Source organism: Flavobacterium sp. RSB2_4_14 (genome assembly GCF_051547085.1).
GTDB lineage: Bacteria > Bacteroidota > Bacteroidia > Flavobacteriales > Flavobacteriaceae > Flavobacterium.
Genome location: NZ_JBPTTL010000003.1, coordinates 102,589 through 121,307 on the forward strand (window position 1 = coordinate 102,589; position 18,719 = coordinate 121,307).

The following is an 18,719-nucleotide window of genomic DNA, read 5'->3' on the forward strand; positions in this document are numbered from 1 at the left end:
TTCAAAGGATTATTTTGTAGCATATCGAGTTTATTTTTATAGTTCGAGAAAAATGCGTAAATTTAATAGTGATTAAAATCACTTATGTTTAATTTAATGAATAGGAATTATGAAAGCGAAAATACTATTATTAATTCTACTCTTTTCTTCATCTTTTATAGGAGTAGCTCAGTGTACAATCTCTTCTAATGTTAATGCAAGTACTCTTGTATGTGGAACAGCTCCACTTACTGCTTGTAATGGTGTCTTATATATAGGGAATGGTACAAATAATATAACTCTTACGATGAATGATGCCCTTGATTTAAGTTGTTTAGGACCAATTCAAGTTATAGTAAATAATGCCACTATATTTTTTCGATCAGGAAATAATCGACTAACTCTAGCTGAAGGTTCTTCAATAATTTTTATCAATGGTGGGACTTTATCTGATGCGAGTTGTAATGCATCTGAACGAATTTACATTGGAAGCAATTTATTAGCTAGTTGTAATGGTGGAGCTAATGCTGACCTAAATTTTGCTGATTTAGTAAACCAAGGTGGTTCAGGTAGTGTAACTTCAAATTCTCCAGTTTGTCAAGGAAATTCAATTATACTTTCAGTTACACCTCCACCAAGTAATGGACCTTATACTTATTCGTGGTCTGGACCAGGGCTTTCACAAACGGCTTTTAGTAGTGCTACAACTTACACTTTAATAGCTACAGGTTCTAATTCTGGTATTTTTTCAGTAAAAATGAAGTCAAATACAGGTGTGATTTCTGAAGCTTTTGTAACTGTGACTGTAAATACGGGAGCAACTGCTTTAAAACCAACAGTTTCAATTACTCAACCTACTTGTACATCTGCCACAGGAACTATTACTATTACTGCTCCAACAGAAACTGGAATGAAATACAGTATAAATGGGGTTAATTACTATAATACAACTATCTTCAATTCAGTACCAGCAGGAACTTACAGCGTAACAGCAAAAAACTCTTCTGGCTGTATTTCTCCAGCAACAACTGTAACTTTGATTTCGTCAACAAATACATGGAATGGTTCTACTTGGTCTACAGGGACACCAAATAGTTCTCAAAGACTAGTTTTTGCTGGTAATTTTACTTCTACTTCTGATGTTGAAGGTTGTTCCTGTCAAGTAAATTCTGGAAATGTTGAGTTTAAAGCAGGGCATACATTATTAATAACAAATGAAGTAACCGTTTCTGGAGGTTCATTGAAATTTGATAATTCTGCCAGTTTGGTTCAAATTAATGACGCTTCTGTTAACACAGGAAATATTACTTACGTTAGAACTACCAGACCAATGACAAGATGGGCTTATGTATATTGGGGTTCACCTATAGAGGGTAATGTTTTTTCTCAAATTCCAAGTCAGTTCGATTTAAGTTACAGATGGCTTTCAGGAACAAAAGATGGGGTATGGTATCCTCTAAGTTCAACTAGTTTGGGCGAAGGATTTATTACTAGAGTTAAAAATATAGCACCATTTTCAACAGGCACAGGAACGGTAAACTTTTCATTCGTAGGTAAACCTAACAATGGAATTATTAATGTAAATGTGGATAGTTATGACGTATCATCAATGGTTCCAGGGAATACTGTGCTATTAGCCAATCCATACCCAAGTGCTATTGACGCTAAAAAGTTTTTACAACATCCAAATAATACTGAGCTAGGCGGTACTCTCTTTTTCTGGACAGCTGTAACAATTTATTCTGGTACAGGACCATATAATATTCAAGATTACGGAAGTTGGAATTTGACAGGAGGAACTGCGCCACTTACAGATACTAGTTTGGTTCCGAATGGAAAAATTGCAGCAGGACAAGGATTTTTCGCTCAAGTTTTTTCTGATGGAACAATTAGTTTTGATAATACTATGAGAGAAAAAGGCAGCAATACTCAATTTTTTAGAACTTCTGGAGTGACAACTGAAGAGACTGAAAGAAACAGAATTTGGTTGAACTTATCAAGCGAAAATAATTTGAGACAAATGATTATTGGTTATGTCAATGGTGCCACAAACAGTTTTGACCGACTTTATGATGGAGAATCATTCACAAGTAATGATATTGATATTTATTCAATTTTTGAAAAACATAATTTGGTAATTCAAGGAAGAGCTTTACCTTTTGTTGATACTGATGTTGTTCCAATCGGATACCGAGTATCAAATGCAGGCAATTATACTATTAACATAGCAAATACTGATGGAATATTTGCAGGAAAACAAAATATATATCTATTGGATAAAAAAACTGGTATTTACCATGATTTAAAAGCTGGAATCTACAATTTCGCCACTGATAAAGGAATTTTTAATAACCGATTTGAAATAAGATATAGTAAAGCGATTGAGACAAATACTTCAACAATTTCTGAGGACAATATCAAAGTCGTTTCAAACTATAATGGTATTTCAGTTTATAGTACTTCTACAAAAATTAATAAAATTCAAATCTTTGATGTTTTGGGTAAATTACTCTTCAATCAAAATAGTGTAGATTCTAATTCATTAGAGACTATTCAATTGTCTGGGGAAAAACAAATACTTATAGTAAGAGTAACTTTAGATAATGGACAAACATTTACCAAGAAAGCAATAAAATAAATAACATTACCTTAAAATTTAAACCACTTAGGTCGAAGGATTTAAGTGGGTTTTTTATATTTCTATTCAGCTAAACGGCTAAGCTTTATTTTGTCAACAATTTTGATACGCTTGCCAAGCAATTCGATTACACCATTTTTATTAAATTCCGATAGTATTCTAATGCAGCTTTCGGTTGCGGTGCCAATCATTCCGGCTAATTCTTCACGAGAAAGTTGTATGTGAAGTGATCCATCGTTGTCGGTGCCAAATGTTTTTTCTAAGTAAATAAGTGTTACGGCCAATCGTTCTTTTACACTTTTTTGTGCCATATCGACAATGTGGTCATCTGCTTCTTTTAAATCGCCACAAATGTTTTTCATCACATTCATGGAAAAATTATTGTTATCAGTAAAAAATTGTAACACTTCGGTTTTAGGAATAAAACAGACTTCCATATCCTCTAACGCCACAGCACTCAAATTTGTAGGTTCATCACTGATAACCGAACGCTGACCTAATAATTCTCCTGATTTCACCAATTTCACAATTTGGTCTTTACCGTTGGAACTTAGTTTGGAGAGTTTGCATACACCTTCCTTGATGCAATAAATGCCATTGGTAATATCACCTTCATCAAAAATAGACTCACCTTTTTTTATGGTGTATGATGTTTTGCAATCAGACATTTTTATCAATTCATCCTTTGTCAGCACTTTGAGAGAGCTAAATTGCCTTACGATACATTGTTCACACTTACTCATTAGAGATAAAAAATAAATTTTATACAAATATATTCAAAAGTATGATAATTATCATATTTTAGAGGACAACATAATCCCATTTTTGTGGTAGGTAAAATGAGCAAATTATGAATACATCACAGTGTTTCCATTGTGGTAATGATATCATCGAGAAAGACGTTGTTTTTTTTGATGATAAAAGTTTTTGTTGTAACGGGTGTAAAACAGTTTATGAAATCTTCAGTCAAAATGATTTAACGTGTTATTACGATTTTCAGTCGGCACCAGGTGCAACGCCACAAGATATTAAAGGTAAATATGATTTTTTAGCCAATGAAAGCATTGTTTCAAAACTACTTGAATTTGAAGAGAATACAACTCATATTGTTTCACTCTATATTCCTCATATTCACTGTAGTTCATGTATTTGGATTTTGGAAAATCTACAAAAACTTCAAGCAGGAATAAATACATCGCAAGTAAATTTTCCTGAAAAGAAAGTACGAATTACCTACAATCCCGAGAAAACTACATTACAAGAAATTGTGGAAATGCTCTGTTCTATTGGTTATGAACCCTATATTACTTTGGACAATTTTGATGAAGGCAAAAAGAAAGTTGATCGTTCTTTAATCTATAAAATTGGGGTTGCCTTTTTTTGTTTTGGAAATATCATGCTACTATCGTTTCCTGAATATTTTGAAGTCAATGAGTTTTGGATTGACCAATACAAAGATTTTTTTCGTTGGCTCATTTTTGTTTTGGCTTTGCCAGCTTTTATTTATTCGGCTTCTGGATATTATGTTGCTGCTTGGAAAAGTATCAAACAAGGTATGCTGAATATCGAAATTCCTATTGCATTAGGTATTGTAGTCATGTTTGTTCGAAGCACTGTGGATATCATTTTCAACTACGGACAAGGTTTTTTTGATAGTATGTGTGGACTTATTTTCTTTATGTTATTAGGGAAGTTATTCCAGCAAAAAACCTATGATTTTCTATCCTTTGAACGCGATTATAAATCCTATTTCCCCATAGCCATTACCAAAGTCTTACCCAATGGAAAAGAAGAAGCGGTGCAAGTGTACGATATTGAAAAAGGAGACCGATTACTTATTCGAAATCAAGAATTAATTCCTGTTGATGGTATTTTAATTTCATCAAAAGCAGCTATTGATTATAGTTTTGTAACTGGTGAAGCCATTCCTATTGAGAAAAAATCGGGCGATAAGATTTTTGCTGGCGGCAAACAATTAGGAAAAGTGATTGAAATGGAAGTACTTTTTTCGGTTTCCAATAGTTATTTGACCCAATTGTGGAGCAACGATGTTTTTCAAAAAAGAGTGGAGCAACAACACAAAACTATTACCGATAAAATTAGTCGCTATTTTACTCCAGCTTTACTTTTATTGTCAGTAGTGTCATTTTTATATTGGGTTTTTATTGATGTAACCACTGCCTTTAATGTCTTTACCGCTATTCTCATTGTGGCTTGTCCGTGTGCATTAGCATTAACGGCACCTTTTACCATGGGTAATGTTTTAAGAATAATGGGCAATCGGAAATTTTATCTTAAAAATGCCATTGTAATTGAACAGTTAGCCAAAGTAGATAGTATTGTATTCGATAAAACAGGGACTATTACCACCAATAAAAAAACTTCCATAACCTATGAAGGCGAAGCATTGAATGATTTTGAACTCCAATTATTGAATAATACTTTGCGAGGTTCCAATCATCCATTGAGTAGAAGATTGTATGAATTTATTTCAAGTCAAGACAAAAAAGAACCGTTGCATTTTGAAGAAATTATCGGGAAAGGCATTTTTGCAACATTTGAAGAAGGAACTGTAAAACTCGGTTCTTCACAATTTTTGCAACACATGAGCGAAAATACCCATAAGAAAACAAAAGTACACGTTGAAATCAATGGTGTTTATAAAGGAAGTTATATTTTTAATAACCAATATAGAAAGGGTTTAGAACTGTTATTTGAAAATTTGGCCAAGAATTATAATCTTATCGTTTTATCGGGTGATAATGATGGAGAACGCAAAATTTTAGAAAAAATGCTACCTTCCAAAACCACTTTGGTTTTCAATCAAAAGCCCGAACAAAAACTAGAATTTATAAAAAAACTACAAGAAGAAGGTAAAAACGTCATGATGATAGGTGATGGGTTAAATGATGCTGGAGCATTAGCCCAAAGCAACGTAGGTATTTCTATTTCAGAAAACGTGAATGTTTTTTCACCAGCTTGTGATGGAATACTGGATGCTTCTCAATTTAACAGGATAGATTTCTTTTTGGGCTATTCAAAAAATGCCATGCTTACTATTTATATGAGTTTTATTTTGTCTTTGTTATATAATGTAGTTGGATTAGGTTTTGCCATTACAGGAAATCTATTGCCTATAGTAGCCGCCATTATTATGCCCTTGAGCACAATTACTATTGTAAGTTTTGTTACGATTATGAGTAATTATTTTGCGAGGAGGAAATAGATTTACTATAAAACATACCTCGCTTAAAAGTGCTTAAACGAGGTTGTTTTTTGTGTTTATTTTGAACAATTAGTTTTTAGGAGAGGTTGTGCAACGGTTACGGCTGTTAGCAGATGTTTTTATTTTTGTACCCAAACTTCATTTCCACCTGTTGGAAAGTATATTTTGTTTTCTAAAACAATTGGTTTCACAATTCCATAATTAAAAGGTTGAATGAAATTAATTTTCCCGTTGTTAGAATTAATACAATATAAATCTCTGTTAATTGTTCCAAAATAAATATTCTTTTCATGATTAACAATTTCAGTTGCTGCTTGGTCTTTATTTATGTTGAATATCCAATTTGTTTTTCCTTTTTCAGTAGCTAAAGAAATGATTTTGTTGTCATAAGTACTCAAAATTATATTTTTATTTACAATACAAGGTTCGTAGTGTAAATCAGGATTTAACGATTTAGACCAAATTTCATTACCATTTTCAAAATTTAGCATTAAAATTTTTCCGTTTTTAAAATTCTTATCAAGTAATACTAAAAGTCCATTTTCAGTTTTATATTGTTTGATAGTTTTAAAATTTTCATATTTTCTTTCCCAAATGATTTTTCCGTTATCATTATTAATTGCCAACAGTTTTGATGAAAGTTCTGAAAAGCCGAGATAAATTATTTCTTTATAAAAAGTCGGTTTATTTGTTTCTGTGATGTTAGAATCTTTTGGTAAAAACCAAACTACTTTTCCATTAGTAGTATCTATTTTACTAAACCCATTTCCTTTTACTGAACCATAAATTGATTTATTATATCCAGCTAAATCATTTCTTAAATTTATTTCACCATTAATTTTCCATTTAAATTTTCCGTTTTTATCGAAACAATTTAAGTCATTTCCATATTCGGTTAAGAATAAATTGTGTTCTTGAATTAGGGGCTTATTTATAGGATTGTAATCAGTTTTGATATTAAAATTAACTTTTGCGTTTTCTATATTTATGGAATAAAAATTGTTTTTTAAATCTGCAAAATATAATTGATTGTTATAAGAAATTAAAGAAGAAGGCATCCAGTCAAATTTTTCGTTGCTCCAGAGCAATTTTACAAATTCGTTGTTTATGTATTTGTCTTTTTTTGTTCTTTCAAAACATGAAAATAAAACAAAAGGAATTAGTATGAAAAGTATTTTTTTCATTTTATATTTATTTCATTATGAACTAGTTTAGTTTTTTTTGACGTAAAATAATATTCAGTTAAAACAAAGGTAAATATTGTTATGATTGAACAAATTCCCAAGTATTTTAAGTCCTCATAATAATTAAAAGGGTTGCTATGTCTTTGTTGCGAGTCACTGAAAATTGAAATCCACAATATCAAAATAATATAAACAATTCCAATTAATGTCTTTTTTAAAATTCTAATTAATAAATCGTTTTTCGTATAACTATTCTTTTTTTCAATTAGCCAAAATGGCAATAACAATGGTAGCATAATAAAAAAAGTGGTAATAATATGGATTGGAAAAAAGACATATACCCAATCACCATAATTAAGAATATCACTAAAAAAAATGTATCCTATAGTAAAGAATAAAGTTGTTGAAAGAATTGATGTCCACCAAAATACTTTAATGTTATCTTTCATTTTTAAAATCGTCATATTTTAGATTAAGTTTTTGATTATTTTGTCGTGTGTGCGGTAAAATATCTACTAACCGCCAGTTGGGTGTAGTTACTGGTCTCTCACTGGTCGTGTTAGACTTGTAACGGAGTTGGATAGACCACTCAACTCTTTTCTTTAAACGCAATCTAAATCAATGAAACCAACTTATTTATTGCGCTTAGCAAACCTGCTAGGCTTAGTTAATAATGGGCTTTTTGGGTGCATAAGCGAATGTTTTATTCGCTTTATCTAGTTCGTCCCTAAAATATAAAATATTCCCAACTAATCATTTTCCTATCTAAATAACTTAACAACAAGAGCGCTTTGCACCATTTTTTTAGTGTTTAGCAAATCAGTTTTGCCAAATAACACAACATTTTTGGTGTTTTGCAGATATGTTTTGCTGTCTTGCAGTACTTTTTTGCGCTTGTGCAGTACTTTTTTGTCGTCTTGCAGTACTTTTTTTCATTCGAGCACTACTTTTTCAGAGTGTTGCAGTACTTTTTTTAACGTGAGCACTACTTTTTTGAAGCGTAGCAGTACTTTTTTGGAGTTGTGCAGATATGTTTTGCGGCTTTGCAGTACTTTTTTGTCGTCTTGCAGTACTTTTTTGAACGCAAGCAATAATTATAAATACTTTCATAAGACAATATTGGATTTGTTTTATTGTTATTTTTTATAACAGTTTAGGGTAATTAAACAATTTAAAAAAAAATCTTAAAATTTTATATCGAGTTCATTTTTTTATTTCTAAATTTCCATAATGAAACTACTATTTCATAAATCTTACTATGTATGATAAATGTCATGTTTTTATAAAATCCATCACAATAACTTTGCGTAACACAAATTAGAGGTATGAGTGTCATTTATTTATTAATCTCCATTAGTATTATTGTTGCCGTAGCGTTCTTATACGCTTTCCTTAGAGCCGTAAAAACGGGTCAGTATGACGACGATTATACTCCATCAGTTAGAATGCTTTTTGATGATGAGTTAATAAAGAAAACTCCCAATACTAAAATTGTCACAAAAAGTGCTCTTGAAATTACAGAAGTACCAATAGTAACCAAAACAAATAAAGAAGAACAAAAACCAAATTAATTATGGAAATGCAACAATTTTATTACGACAACAAAATTGTAAAGAAGTTTATCTATGCGACGATCGTATTCGGTCTAGTGGGAATGATAGTAGGGCTTTTATTAGCTACCTTATATCTTTTCCCAAATTTAACAGACGGAATATCGTTTTTGAGCTATGGAAGATTACGACCTTTACATACCAATGCTGTTATTTTTGCTTTTGTAGGTAATGCTATGTTTGCGGGAGTATATTACTCTTTACAGCGTTTACTAAAAGCAAGGATGTTCAGTAATTTTTTAAGTAATCTTCACTTTTGGGGATGGCAATTAATTATAGTAGCTGCGGCCATAACGCTTCCTTTAGGATATACTACTTCAAAAGAATATGCCGAATTAGAATGGCCAATAGACATTGCTATCGCATTAATTTGGGTGGCTTTTGGTGTCAATATGATTGGAACAATCTTAAAAAGAAGAGAGCGCCATTTATATGTAGCCATATGGTTTTATATCGCTACGTTTATTACTGTTGCTGTTCTTCACATTTTCAATAGTTTGGAATTGCCTGTTTCAGCATTAAAAAGTTATTCAGTTTACGCTGGAGTTCAAGATGCTTTGGTGCAATGGTGGTATGGACACAATGCGGTGGCTTTTTTCTTGACCACACCATTTTTAGGAATGATGTACTATTTTGTACCAAAAGCAGCAAATCGTCCAGTGTATTCTTATCGATTATCTATTATTCACTTTTGGTCTTTAATCTTCATTTATATTTGGGCTGGACCACACCATTTATTATATTCATCCTTACCCGATTGGGCTCAAAATCTTGGAGTGGTATTCTCCATTATGTTGATTGCGCCATCTTGGGGTGGTATGATTAACGGATTGTTAACTTTGCGTGGTGTTTGGGATAAAGTTCGTACCGACTCGGTTTTGAAATTTTATGTAGTAGCTATTACAGGTTATGGTATGGCCACTTTTGAAGGACCAATGCTTTCTTTGAAAAATGTAAATGCGATTGCTCACTTTACCGATTGGATTATAGCTCACGTTCACGTTGGTGCCTTAGCTTGGAATGGTTTCTTAATTTTCGGTATGATTTATTGGTTAATACCAAGAATGACTAAAACTAAATTGTACTCCGAAAAACTAGCTAATTTCCACTTTTGGATTGGAACTTTAGGTATTATATTATATGCCTTACCAATGTATGTTGCTGGATTTACCCAAGCTTCTATGTGGAAACAATTCAAACCAGACGGAACATTACAATATGGTAACTTCTTAGAAACAGTAACCCAAATTATGCCAATGTATTGGATGAGAGCCATCGGAGGTACATTATACTTAACAGGAATGATTGTATTAATTTACAATATTGTTAAAACCGTTAAAGCAGGAAGTCCTATTGAAGATGAATTAGCAGAAGCTCCTGAACTTACCAAGATAACTCCAGGAAGATTAAAAGGTGAAAAATTCCACCCTTGGTTAGAAAGACGTCCTATTCAATTGACTTTATTAGCTACTGTTGCTATATTAATAGGTGGAATTATTCAAATTGTGCCTACGATCATGGTAAAATCAAATATTCCTACCATTGCAGCGGTAAAACCCTATACACCATTAGAATTACAAGGTCGTGATTTATACATCCGTGAAGGTTGTGTGGGTTGTCACTCTCAAATGATTAGACCGTTCCGATCTGAAGTGGTGCGTTATGGTGAATACTCAAAATCAGGAGAATATGTTTATGATCACCCATTCCTTTGGGGTTCAAAAAGAACTGGTCCAGATTTACATCGAGAAGGTGGAAAATACAATGACAATTGGCATTTTAACCACTTATGGAACCCACAAAGTACATCGCCAGGTTCTATTATGCCAGGGTACAAATGGTTGTATGCTAATGAAGCTATGGATTATTCTAGTACAGAAGCTAAAATGAAAGCAATGCAAACACTTGGTGTTCCATATACAGATGCTGAAATTGCCAATGCCAAACAAAGTATTGACAAACAAGCAGCCACTATAGAAAAAAATCTATACAACGATCCTGACTTTGTAAAATCGTATGAAGATAGCAAGAAAAAAGCAGCCGCTAAAGGGGAAGCATTTGTTCCAATGAAAGATAGAGAAATCGTGGCTCTGATTGCTTATTTACAACGTTTAGGAACCGATATAAAAGTTAAAAACAATAAATAGTAAGCCATGCTAAAATTTATCAAACATAATTTAGAAACTATTGATGGTGTAGCCATTTATCCCATCATTTCCTTACTCATTTGTTTTACTTTTTTTGTTGGTCTATTTGTTTGGGTTTATACCTATAAGAAAGAAACAATCAAAGAGTTGAGTGAATTACCAATTAAAGAATAATTAAAAGTATATACACATGAAAAAAATAATTCCAGTATATGTAAGAGTACCATTGATTTTTGCCTTTGTTTTTGGAGCATTGGAATATTTCATCGACTCTGGTGACCAACCTGCCTTTATTAAATTTCCGATGGTAGGGTTGTTTTTAGCCGTATTTCTTTTCTTACTGATAGCTATAGAAATTGTAGCAAGCGCAGTGGATAATGTAACGTATCATTTGCTAACAGAGGAACAGAAGAAACAATTAGATGAAGCTCAATCTTTCTCATTTTCAGAAAGTACTTTCTATCAAAATATTTTAAAGAAATTAACACGTTCTAAAACTATTGAGCAAGAAGCAGATGTAATGCTCGATCACAATTATGATGGTATTCGTGAATTAGACAATGTCCTTCCGCCATGGTGGGTATATCTATTTTATGGGACTATTATTTTTGCAGGTATCTATTTAGTACGATTCGAGGTCATGGGTGATTATGACCAAAAGCAAGAATTTGAAACTGAGATGCGAGAGGCAAAATTAGCCGTAGATGAATACCTGAAAACGGCACCTGATATGATGAGTAAAGAGAAAGTGACGTTATTAACTGATGCAGCTAGTCTTGCCGCTGGTAAAGCTATTTTTACTACTAATTGTGTGGCGTGTCATCGTCCTGATGGTGGTGGACAAATAGGACCAAACCTAACTGATAAATATTGGCTACTTGGTGGTGGTATTAAAAATGTCTTTAACACTGTAATGGAAGGTGGAAGAGACGGAAAAGGGATGGTTTCTTGGAAAGCATCAATAAAACCCTCAGATATTCAAAAAGTAGCTAGTTATGTACTTTCATTGCAAGGAACAAATCCAAAAGATCCAAAACCTACAGAACCAGAAGCTGTAGAGTGGAAGGAAGAAGCAGTAGCCGCTTCTGTAGATAGTACAAAAGTTGCGGTTAAATAAAACAGCACTTAAAAAAACACTGACATGTCCGATTTGAATGATGATAGTTTTAGAGATAGTATAAGTACTATTGATGCGAAAGGAAAAAGAGCTTGGGTATTTCCAAAAATTCCAAAAGGAGTATTATATGAGCGCAGAAAATGGGTTAGTTATTTCCTATTACTATTCTTAATCTCTGCCCCATTTATAAAAATAAACCACCATCAGTTTATGATGTTCAATGTGTTAGAACGTCGTTTTAACATTTTTGGTTTTCCTTTTTGGCCACAAGATTTTCACATATTTGTGATTATCATGATTATTGGAGTAGTGGGACTTGCTTTATTTACAGTCGCTTTCGGACGTATATTTTGTGGGTGGTTTTGTCCTCAAACCATTTTTATGGAAATGGTATTTCGCCGCATTGAGTTTTGGACAGATGGCGATAGAGGAGCACAAATTCGGTTAGCCAAACAAGAATGGAACGCAGAAAAAATCAGAAAACGTTTGCTTAAATGGTTTATCTTTTTTCTAGTTTCCTTTGGTATTGCTAATGTTTTTTTGGCCTATTTAATTGGTAGTGATAAATTATTTTTACTCATAGAAGATGGTCCTTTCAACAATACCAGCACGTTAATAGCTTTATTGATTTTTACTGCTGTTTTCTATTTTATATATGCTTGGTTTAGAGAGCAAGTCTGTATTATCGCTTGTCCTTATGGTAGAATGCAAGGTGTTTTATTAGATAATAAATCTATCAATGTTGCCTATGACCATGTTCGTGGTGAAAAAGAAATAGGAAGAGCCAAATTCAATAAAAACGAAGACAGAGCTTCTACTGGCAAAGGCGATTGTATTGATTGTAATCTTTGTGTTCATGTTTGTCCCACAGGAATTGATATTCGAAACGGAACTCAATTAGAGTGTATAAATTGCACCGCGTGTATTGATGAGTGTGATACAATGATGGAACATGTAGGATTGCCTAAAGGTTTGATACGGTATGCAAGTGAAGACGAAATTGTTAAAAAAGAACGTTTCCAATTCACGACCAGAATGAAAGGGTATGCAGCAATTCTAGCTATTTTAACAGGTGTATTTATAGGGATGTTATTCCTTAGAAATGAAGTAGAAGCTACTATTTTACGTTTGCCAGGAGAATTGTTTCGTCATAACGGAGATAAAATTAGCAATATTTATACGTTCAAGATTGTAAACAAAACATCCATTGATTTTGAAAAAGTACATTTCGAATTAGTTTCTCCAAAAGGAGTAATAAAAATGGTTGGGAAACAATATTTCAAAGTGCCCAAAGAAGGTATAACAGAAGGAACCTTGTTCATCGAAATTGATCAAGCGGTTTTAGTAAGTGATAAAACCAAATTGCTTCTTGAAGTTTATAATGACAATACATTAATAGATAGCGAAACTACTAATTTCCTTGGACCTAGGAGTTTCGAATAAAGAATAATAGAAAATGAAAATTAATTGGGGAACAGGAATTGTTATCGCATTCGCATTATTTATGAGTTTCATTTTATACTTTGTTTTCAAAGTACAATCGGATAGTAAATATGATAACGAATTAGTAACAGAGGAATATTATAAAAAAGAGATTAAGGTTGAAAGTGATATTCAAAACACTAAAAATGCTAACAACTTAAAAGTACAAGTTGAAATAAAAAATACTGAAAAAGGTATTCAAATTACTTTTCCAAATGATTTCGATTTTAAAAAGATAAAAGGAACAGTATCCCTTTATAGACCGTCAAACCAAAAACTGGATTTTGATACACCCATTTCACTTTCCAGTCCTGATTTGCTCATACCTAAAAACAATCTGGTCGGCGGTCTATGGGATATTATTGTGGAATGGAATTATGAAGGTAAAACCTATTTGAATAAGGAAGAAATCTATTTTCAATAGCAAAATCAATTACAATAACAATTTCAATTTCAAAAATCAAAATTCATCAATTTTAAATCCTAAATCAATAATCTAAAATCTCATGCTTTACACCGCACTCATTTTTGGTCTAATATCTAGTTTACACTGCATTGGTATGTGTGGACCTATTGCCATGATGTTGCCTGTGGACAGAAACAATCCAGCCAAGAAAACCATTCAAATACTTCTCTACCATGCAGGAAGACTTACTTCCTATGCTTCACTTGGATTAGTATTCGGTTTGTTAGGAAGAGGATTGTATGTAGCTGGAGTACAACAACAAATTTCAATTGTAGTTGGTGTTTTGATGATTGTTTTAGCCATTGTGCCAGAGAAAGTTTTCGCCCGATATAATTTTTCAAGACCCATTTACAACCTTATTTCAAAAGTTAAAACAAGTCTAGGTAGTCAATTCAAACGCAAAAGTCCCGATGCGCTTTTCACCATCGGATTACTGAACGGATTGTTACCTTGTGGACTTGTTTATGCTGCATTATTTGGAGCTATTGCTATGCAAAATGTTGGGCTAAGTATGACCTACATGTTACTTTACGGATTGGGAACCATTCCTTTAATGAGTGCCGTGGTCTATATCAGTAACTTTTTGTCTTTTCCAATTAGAAATAAATTACAAAAAATTGTACCTCTAATAACGGTAATTATCGGATTGCTATTTGTATTGAGAGGAATGGGATTAGACATAGCATATATTTCACCTAGTAATATCAATTTATTCGTTCAATCAACGGCTAATTGCCATTAAATAATAATAATAATAATAATAATAATAAATAAACCAAACCACTATGGAAAAACATGATTTACTCCACGAATTTCCTGAACATCAAGACAAAATTCAGGAACTTAAAATTTCTAATGCTGATTTTAGAAAACTATTTGATGACTATCATGAAGTAGAGCATCAAATACATCGAATTAATATGGGATCAGAAATTGCCAATGACAATTTCGTTCATGAACTCAAGGCAAAATTGCTGTTTATGAAAGATGAGCTTTATTCTTATTTAAAATAACAAAGTAATTTATTGCATACAAAAGCCACATTGAAAGATGTGGCTTTTGTATAAATACTGTTAAAGTGTATTGAACTAAAGTGTTAAACAGTCATCGAAAACAACTGTGTTTGTGGTGCTTTTCTTTTCAAGCGCAAGTCAAAAGCCATACAGATATTGCGCACAAATGACTTTCCTTTTTTAGTTACAATCAAAGAGTTTTCGCTTATAACTAATAAACCATCTTTTTCCATTTCGGTTAATTGATTTAAAACCTCCGGCAATGTATCAAAATAGTTTTTAGGATGATTCCAAGAAGTACTAAACTGACACATTAAATTAAGAATGTGTTTGCGGATAATTAAATCTTCTTCCGTTAATATATGACCTCTAAAAACAGGTAGTTCGTTTTTTTCTAATCGTTTATAATAAGTCTCTAATTCTTTTTCGTTTTGAGCAAACCCATACCAACTATCACTGATTGATGATATGCCCAATCCAATCATTAGTTGCGTTTTAGAAGCAGTATATCCCATAAAATTTCGGTGTAGTTTTCCTTTTGTAAAAGCATTGTACATAGAGTCTTCAGCCAAAGCAAAATGATCCATCCCAATTTCATGATACCCTTTTTGGGCTAATAAAACTTTTCCTTTTTCGTATAATTCACGTTTAGCATCATCTCTAGGAACATCTTCATCTTTAAAACCGCGTTGACCATTGCCTTTTATCCAAGGCACATGTGCATAACTATAAAATGCTAATCTATCGGGAGATAATGATTTGGTTTTTTCAATAGTATCTATCACATTTTCTAAAGTTTGAAAAGGTAATCCAAAAATTAAATCATGTGAAATAGAAGTATACCCAATCTCTTTTGCCCAAAAAGTAACTTTTGCTACATTATGAAATGATTGATTTCGGTGAATAGCATTTTGTACTTTTTCGGCATAATCCTGCACACCAAAACTAACTCTTCTGAAACCTAAATCGTAAAGCGTTTGTAAATGAGCTCGAGTAGTATTATTTGGATGTCCTTCAAAACTAAATTCATATTCAGGAGATTTTTTTGCTGTTTTGAAAATACCATTAATTAAAGTAGCTAAATTTTCTGCTGAGAAAAAAGTAGGTGTTCCTCCACCAAGATGTATTTCCTTGATAATTGGCATTTCTGGAAATATATCACAATACAATTGCCATTCTTTCAGTAAAGCTTCAATATAAGGGTGTTCCACTTCATGTCGAGTAGTAATGCGTTTATGGCAACCACAAAAAGTACATAAACTTTCGCAAAACGGAAGATGAATGTATAAACTTATTCCTTCGATAGTATTACTTTCTTTAAAACTCTGTAAAAAAGTATTTCTCCAACCTTCAAATGTAAAACTAGCCTCATCCCAATAAGGAACTGTAGGATAGCTGGTATATCTTGGACCAGGAACATTATATTTTTGAACTAATGAGATTGACATACTACTTTTTATAATAGTCAAAATTAAGAGTAGCTAACCTGAATTAAAATGATAATTATCATAAAGCTTTATAAATGTTTTTCTTTTTGAAAAAAAACCAAAAAGGGATGTCGTAGCAGACATCCCTTTTATTATTGTATTACAAATTTGTATTTATTTCAAGTCGAAACGATCTAAATTCATCACTTTATTCCAAGCTGCTACAAAGTCAGTAACGAATTTTTCTTGTCCGTCAGCACAACCATATACTTCGGCTAATGCTCTCAACTCTGAATTTGAACCAAAGATAAGATCAACTCGAGTTCCAGTCCATTTTAACGCACCTGAACTACGATCACGTCCTTCAAAAACTTCTTTTGAATCTGCTGATGCTTTCCAAGTTGTACCCAAATCTAATAAGTTTACAAAAAAGTCATTGGTTAAAGTTTCAGGTCGTTTGGTAAATACACCATGACGAGACATGTCAAAATTGGTATTCAAAACACGCATTCCACCTACTAATGCTGTCATCTCTGGAGCCGTAAGAGTCATCAATTGTGCTTTATCCACTAACATCTCTTCAGCAGTTACGGTGTACTGTGTTTTCATATAGTTTCTAAAACCATCAGCTTGTGGCTCTAAAACTGCGAAAGATTCTACATCGGTTTGCGCTTGCGTAGCATCACCTCTTCCTGGTGTAAAAGGAACGGTAACTTTATGTCCAGCATTAGATGCTGCTTTTTCAATTCCGACACATCCAGCTAAGACAATCAAATCAGCTAATGAAATCTGTTTTTCTCCCGTAAAATTTCTATTAAAATCATTTTGAATAGATTCTAATTTTGCTAATACGGTTTCTAATTGAGACGGATTATTTACATCCCAATTTTTTTGTGGTGCAAGTCGAACTCTTCCACCATTAGCTCCTCCTCGTTTGTCAGAACCTCGGAAAGTTGAAGCCGAAGCCCAAGCTGTACTTACCAATTGTGAAACAGATAAACCTGAATTTAAAATAGCAGTTTTAAGGTTTGCAATATCACTAGCATCTACTAATTTATGTGTTACTGCCTGAATTGGATCTTGCCAGATTAACTCTTCTTTTGGTACTTCTGGACCTAAATAACGAGCAATTGGTCCCATGTCACGGTGCGTTAATTTAAACCATGCTCTTGCAAAAGCATCATCAAATTCTGCTGGATTTTCTAAAAACCGTCTTGAAATTTTTTCATAAATAGGATCTACTCGCAAGGAAAGGTCAGTAGTCAACATGATAGGTGTGTGACTTTTTGATGGGTCATGAGCATCAGGAACAATTCCAGCACCTGCACCATCTTTTGGTTTCCATTGGTAAGCACCAGCAGGACTTTTGGTTAATTCCCATTCAAATCCAAATAAGTTTTCGAAATAATTATTACTCCATTTTGTTGGAGTAGTAGTCCATGTACCTTCTAATCCGCTTGTGATTGTGTCATTACCTTTACCAGTTCCGAATGAATTTTTCCAACCTTGACTTTGCTCTTCAACGCCTGCAGCTGCTGGTTCAGGACCAACATATTTACTTGGATCGGCAGCGCCATGAGTTTTTCCCAAAGTGTGTCCACCAGCAATTAACGCTACAGTTTCTTCATCATTCATTGCCATACGACCAAAAGTTTCACGAATATCTCGTGCCGCTAAAAGAGGATCAGGATTTCCGTTTGGTCCTTCAGGATTTACATATATTAATCCCATTTGAACTGCAGCTAGAGGATTTTCTAATTCACGATCTCCAGTGTAGCGTTGGTCATCAAGCCATTTCCCTTCAGTTCCCCAATAAATATCTTCTTCTGGTTCCCATACATCAGCGCGACCACCAGCAAAACCAAATGTTTTAAAACCAGAATTTTCTAATCCGCAGTTTCCAGCTAAAATCATTAAATCAGCCCAAGAAATTTTTTGACCATATTTTTGTTTAATTGGCCATAACAACAATCGCGCTTTGTCTAAGTTTCCATTATCTGGCCAACTGTTTAATGGAGCAAAACGTTGCGTTCCAGATCCAGCACCGCCACGACCATCAGCAATACGATACGTACCTGCACTATGCCAAGCCATACGAATAAAAAATCCAGCATAACTACCATAATCTGCAGGCCACCATTCTTGGGAGTTGGTCATCAATTCATTAATATCTTTTTTTAAAGCATCTAAATCTAAACTTTTAAAGGCTTCGGCATAATCAAATTGTTCTCCCATTGGATTGGAAAGTGAAGAATTTTGACGTAGAATGTTTAACTTCAATTGGTTTGGCCACCAATCATGATTTCTTGTTCCAGCACCAGCGCCTTGTTTAACTGCTCCACCCATAAATGGACATTTAGCTTCACTATTCACATTGTAACTAGTAGTACTTTGTTCTGGATTGTGTTCTTTATTATTTTCCATATTGTG

The 18,719-nt window shown here is 33.1% G+C and carries 14 protein-coding genes; 10 read left to right on the plus strand and 4 right to left on the minus strand.

Going from position 1 to position 18,719, the window contains the following annotated elements; genetic code table 11:
* Positions 1-109 precede the first annotated feature (109 nt).
* The gene (locus ACSVH2_RS08170; protein WP_438092678.1) at positions 110-2,617 is read left to right on the plus strand and encodes a T9SS sorting signal type C domain-containing protein; all 2,508 of its coding nucleotides are present in this window, start codon (positions 110-112) and stop codon (positions 2,615-2,617) included.
* 62 nt (positions 2,618-2,679) lie between these two features.
* On the opposite strand, the gene ACSVH2_RS08175 is transcribed toward ACSVH2_RS08170, so the two are convergent.
* Positions 2,680-3,360: a Crp/Fnr family transcriptional regulator gene (locus ACSVH2_RS08175; RefSeq protein WP_438092679.1), complete on the minus strand. Its 681-nt coding sequence runs from the start codon at positions 3,358-3,360 to the stop codon at positions 2,680-2,682.
* 107 nt (positions 3,361-3,467) lie between these two features.
* Between ACSVH2_RS08175 and ACSVH2_RS08180 the strand changes: the two genes are divergently transcribed.
* Positions 3,468-5,843: a heavy metal translocating P-type ATPase gene (locus tag ACSVH2_RS08180; RefSeq protein ID WP_438092680.1), complete on the plus strand. Its 2,376-nt coding sequence runs from the start codon at positions 3,468-3,470 to the stop codon at positions 5,841-5,843.
* Positions 5,844-5,962: 119 nt separating this feature from the next.
* On the opposite strand, the gene ACSVH2_RS08185 is transcribed toward ACSVH2_RS08180, so the two are convergent.
* A complete protein-coding gene (locus ACSVH2_RS08185) occupies positions 5,963-7,027 on the minus strand; it encodes an outer membrane protein assembly factor BamB family protein (RefSeq protein ID WP_438092681.1) in 1,065 nt (354 codons plus the stop codon).
* Positions 7,028-8,352: 1,325 nt separating this feature from the next.
* Between ACSVH2_RS08185 and ccoS the strand changes: the two genes are divergently transcribed.
* The 8 genes from ccoS to ACSVH2_RS08225 all read left to right on the plus strand — a co-directional run bounded on the left by ccoS (position 8,353) and on the right by ACSVH2_RS08225 (position 14,862).
* Positions 8,353-8,598, plus strand: coding sequence for a cbb3-type cytochrome oxidase assembly protein CcoS (gene ccoS / locus ACSVH2_RS08190; protein WP_438092682.1), 246 nt, complete (start codon positions 8,353-8,355; stop codon positions 8,596-8,598).
* A 2-nt stretch (positions 8,599-8,600) separates the two neighbouring features.
* Entirely contained in the window at positions 8,601-10,784 is a 2,184-nt protein-coding gene (gene ccoN, locus ACSVH2_RS08195; RefSeq protein ID WP_438092683.1) for a cytochrome-c oxidase, cbb3-type subunit I, read from the plus strand.
* Between the two features lie 6 nt (positions 10,785-10,790).
* Positions 10,791-10,958 (plus strand): CcoQ/FixQ family Cbb3-type cytochrome c oxidase assembly chaperone, encoded by a 168-nt coding sequence (locus ACSVH2_RS08200; RefSeq protein WP_438092684.1) that lies wholly within the window; start codon positions 10,791-10,793, stop codon positions 10,956-10,958.
* Between the two features lie 16 nt (positions 10,959-10,974).
* Positions 10,975-11,901, plus strand: a complete 927-nt coding sequence (locus ACSVH2_RS08205) for a cbb3-type cytochrome c oxidase N-terminal domain-containing protein (RefSeq protein WP_438092685.1) — start codon at positions 10,975-10,977, stop codon at positions 11,899-11,901.
* 24 nt (positions 11,902-11,925) lie between these two features.
* Entirely contained in the window at positions 11,926-13,344 is a 1,419-nt protein-coding gene (gene ccoG / locus ACSVH2_RS08210; protein ID WP_438092686.1) for a cytochrome c oxidase accessory protein CcoG, read from the plus strand.
* A gap of 13 nt (positions 13,345-13,357) precedes the next feature.
* Positions 13,358-13,807, plus strand: a complete 450-nt coding sequence (locus ACSVH2_RS08215; RefSeq protein ID WP_438092687.1) for a FixH family protein — start codon at positions 13,358-13,360, stop codon at positions 13,805-13,807.
* Positions 13,808-13,889: 82 nt separating this feature from the next.
* A complete protein-coding gene (locus ACSVH2_RS08220) occupies positions 13,890-14,591 on the plus strand; it encodes a sulfite exporter TauE/SafE family protein (RefSeq protein ID WP_438092688.1) in 702 nt (233 codons plus the stop codon).
* 43 nt (positions 14,592-14,634) lie between these two features.
* On the plus strand, positions 14,635-14,862 hold the full coding sequence (locus tag ACSVH2_RS08225) for a YdcH family protein (RefSeq protein WP_438092689.1): 228 nt from the start codon (positions 14,635-14,637) through the stop codon (positions 14,860-14,862).
* An 83-nt stretch (positions 14,863-14,945) separates the two neighbouring features.
* On the opposite strand, the gene hemN is transcribed toward ACSVH2_RS08225, so the two are convergent.
* Positions 14,946-16,310, minus strand: a complete 1,365-nt coding sequence (gene hemN / locus ACSVH2_RS08230; protein ID WP_438092690.1) for an oxygen-independent coproporphyrinogen III oxidase — start codon at positions 16,308-16,310, stop codon at positions 14,946-14,948.
* 153 nt (positions 16,311-16,463) lie between these two features.
* Positions 16,464-18,713 (minus strand): catalase/peroxidase HPI, encoded by a 2,250-nt coding sequence (gene katG, locus ACSVH2_RS08235; RefSeq protein ID WP_438092691.1) that lies wholly within the window; start codon positions 18,711-18,713, stop codon positions 16,464-16,466.
* Positions 18,714-18,719: the final 6 nt, after the last annotated feature.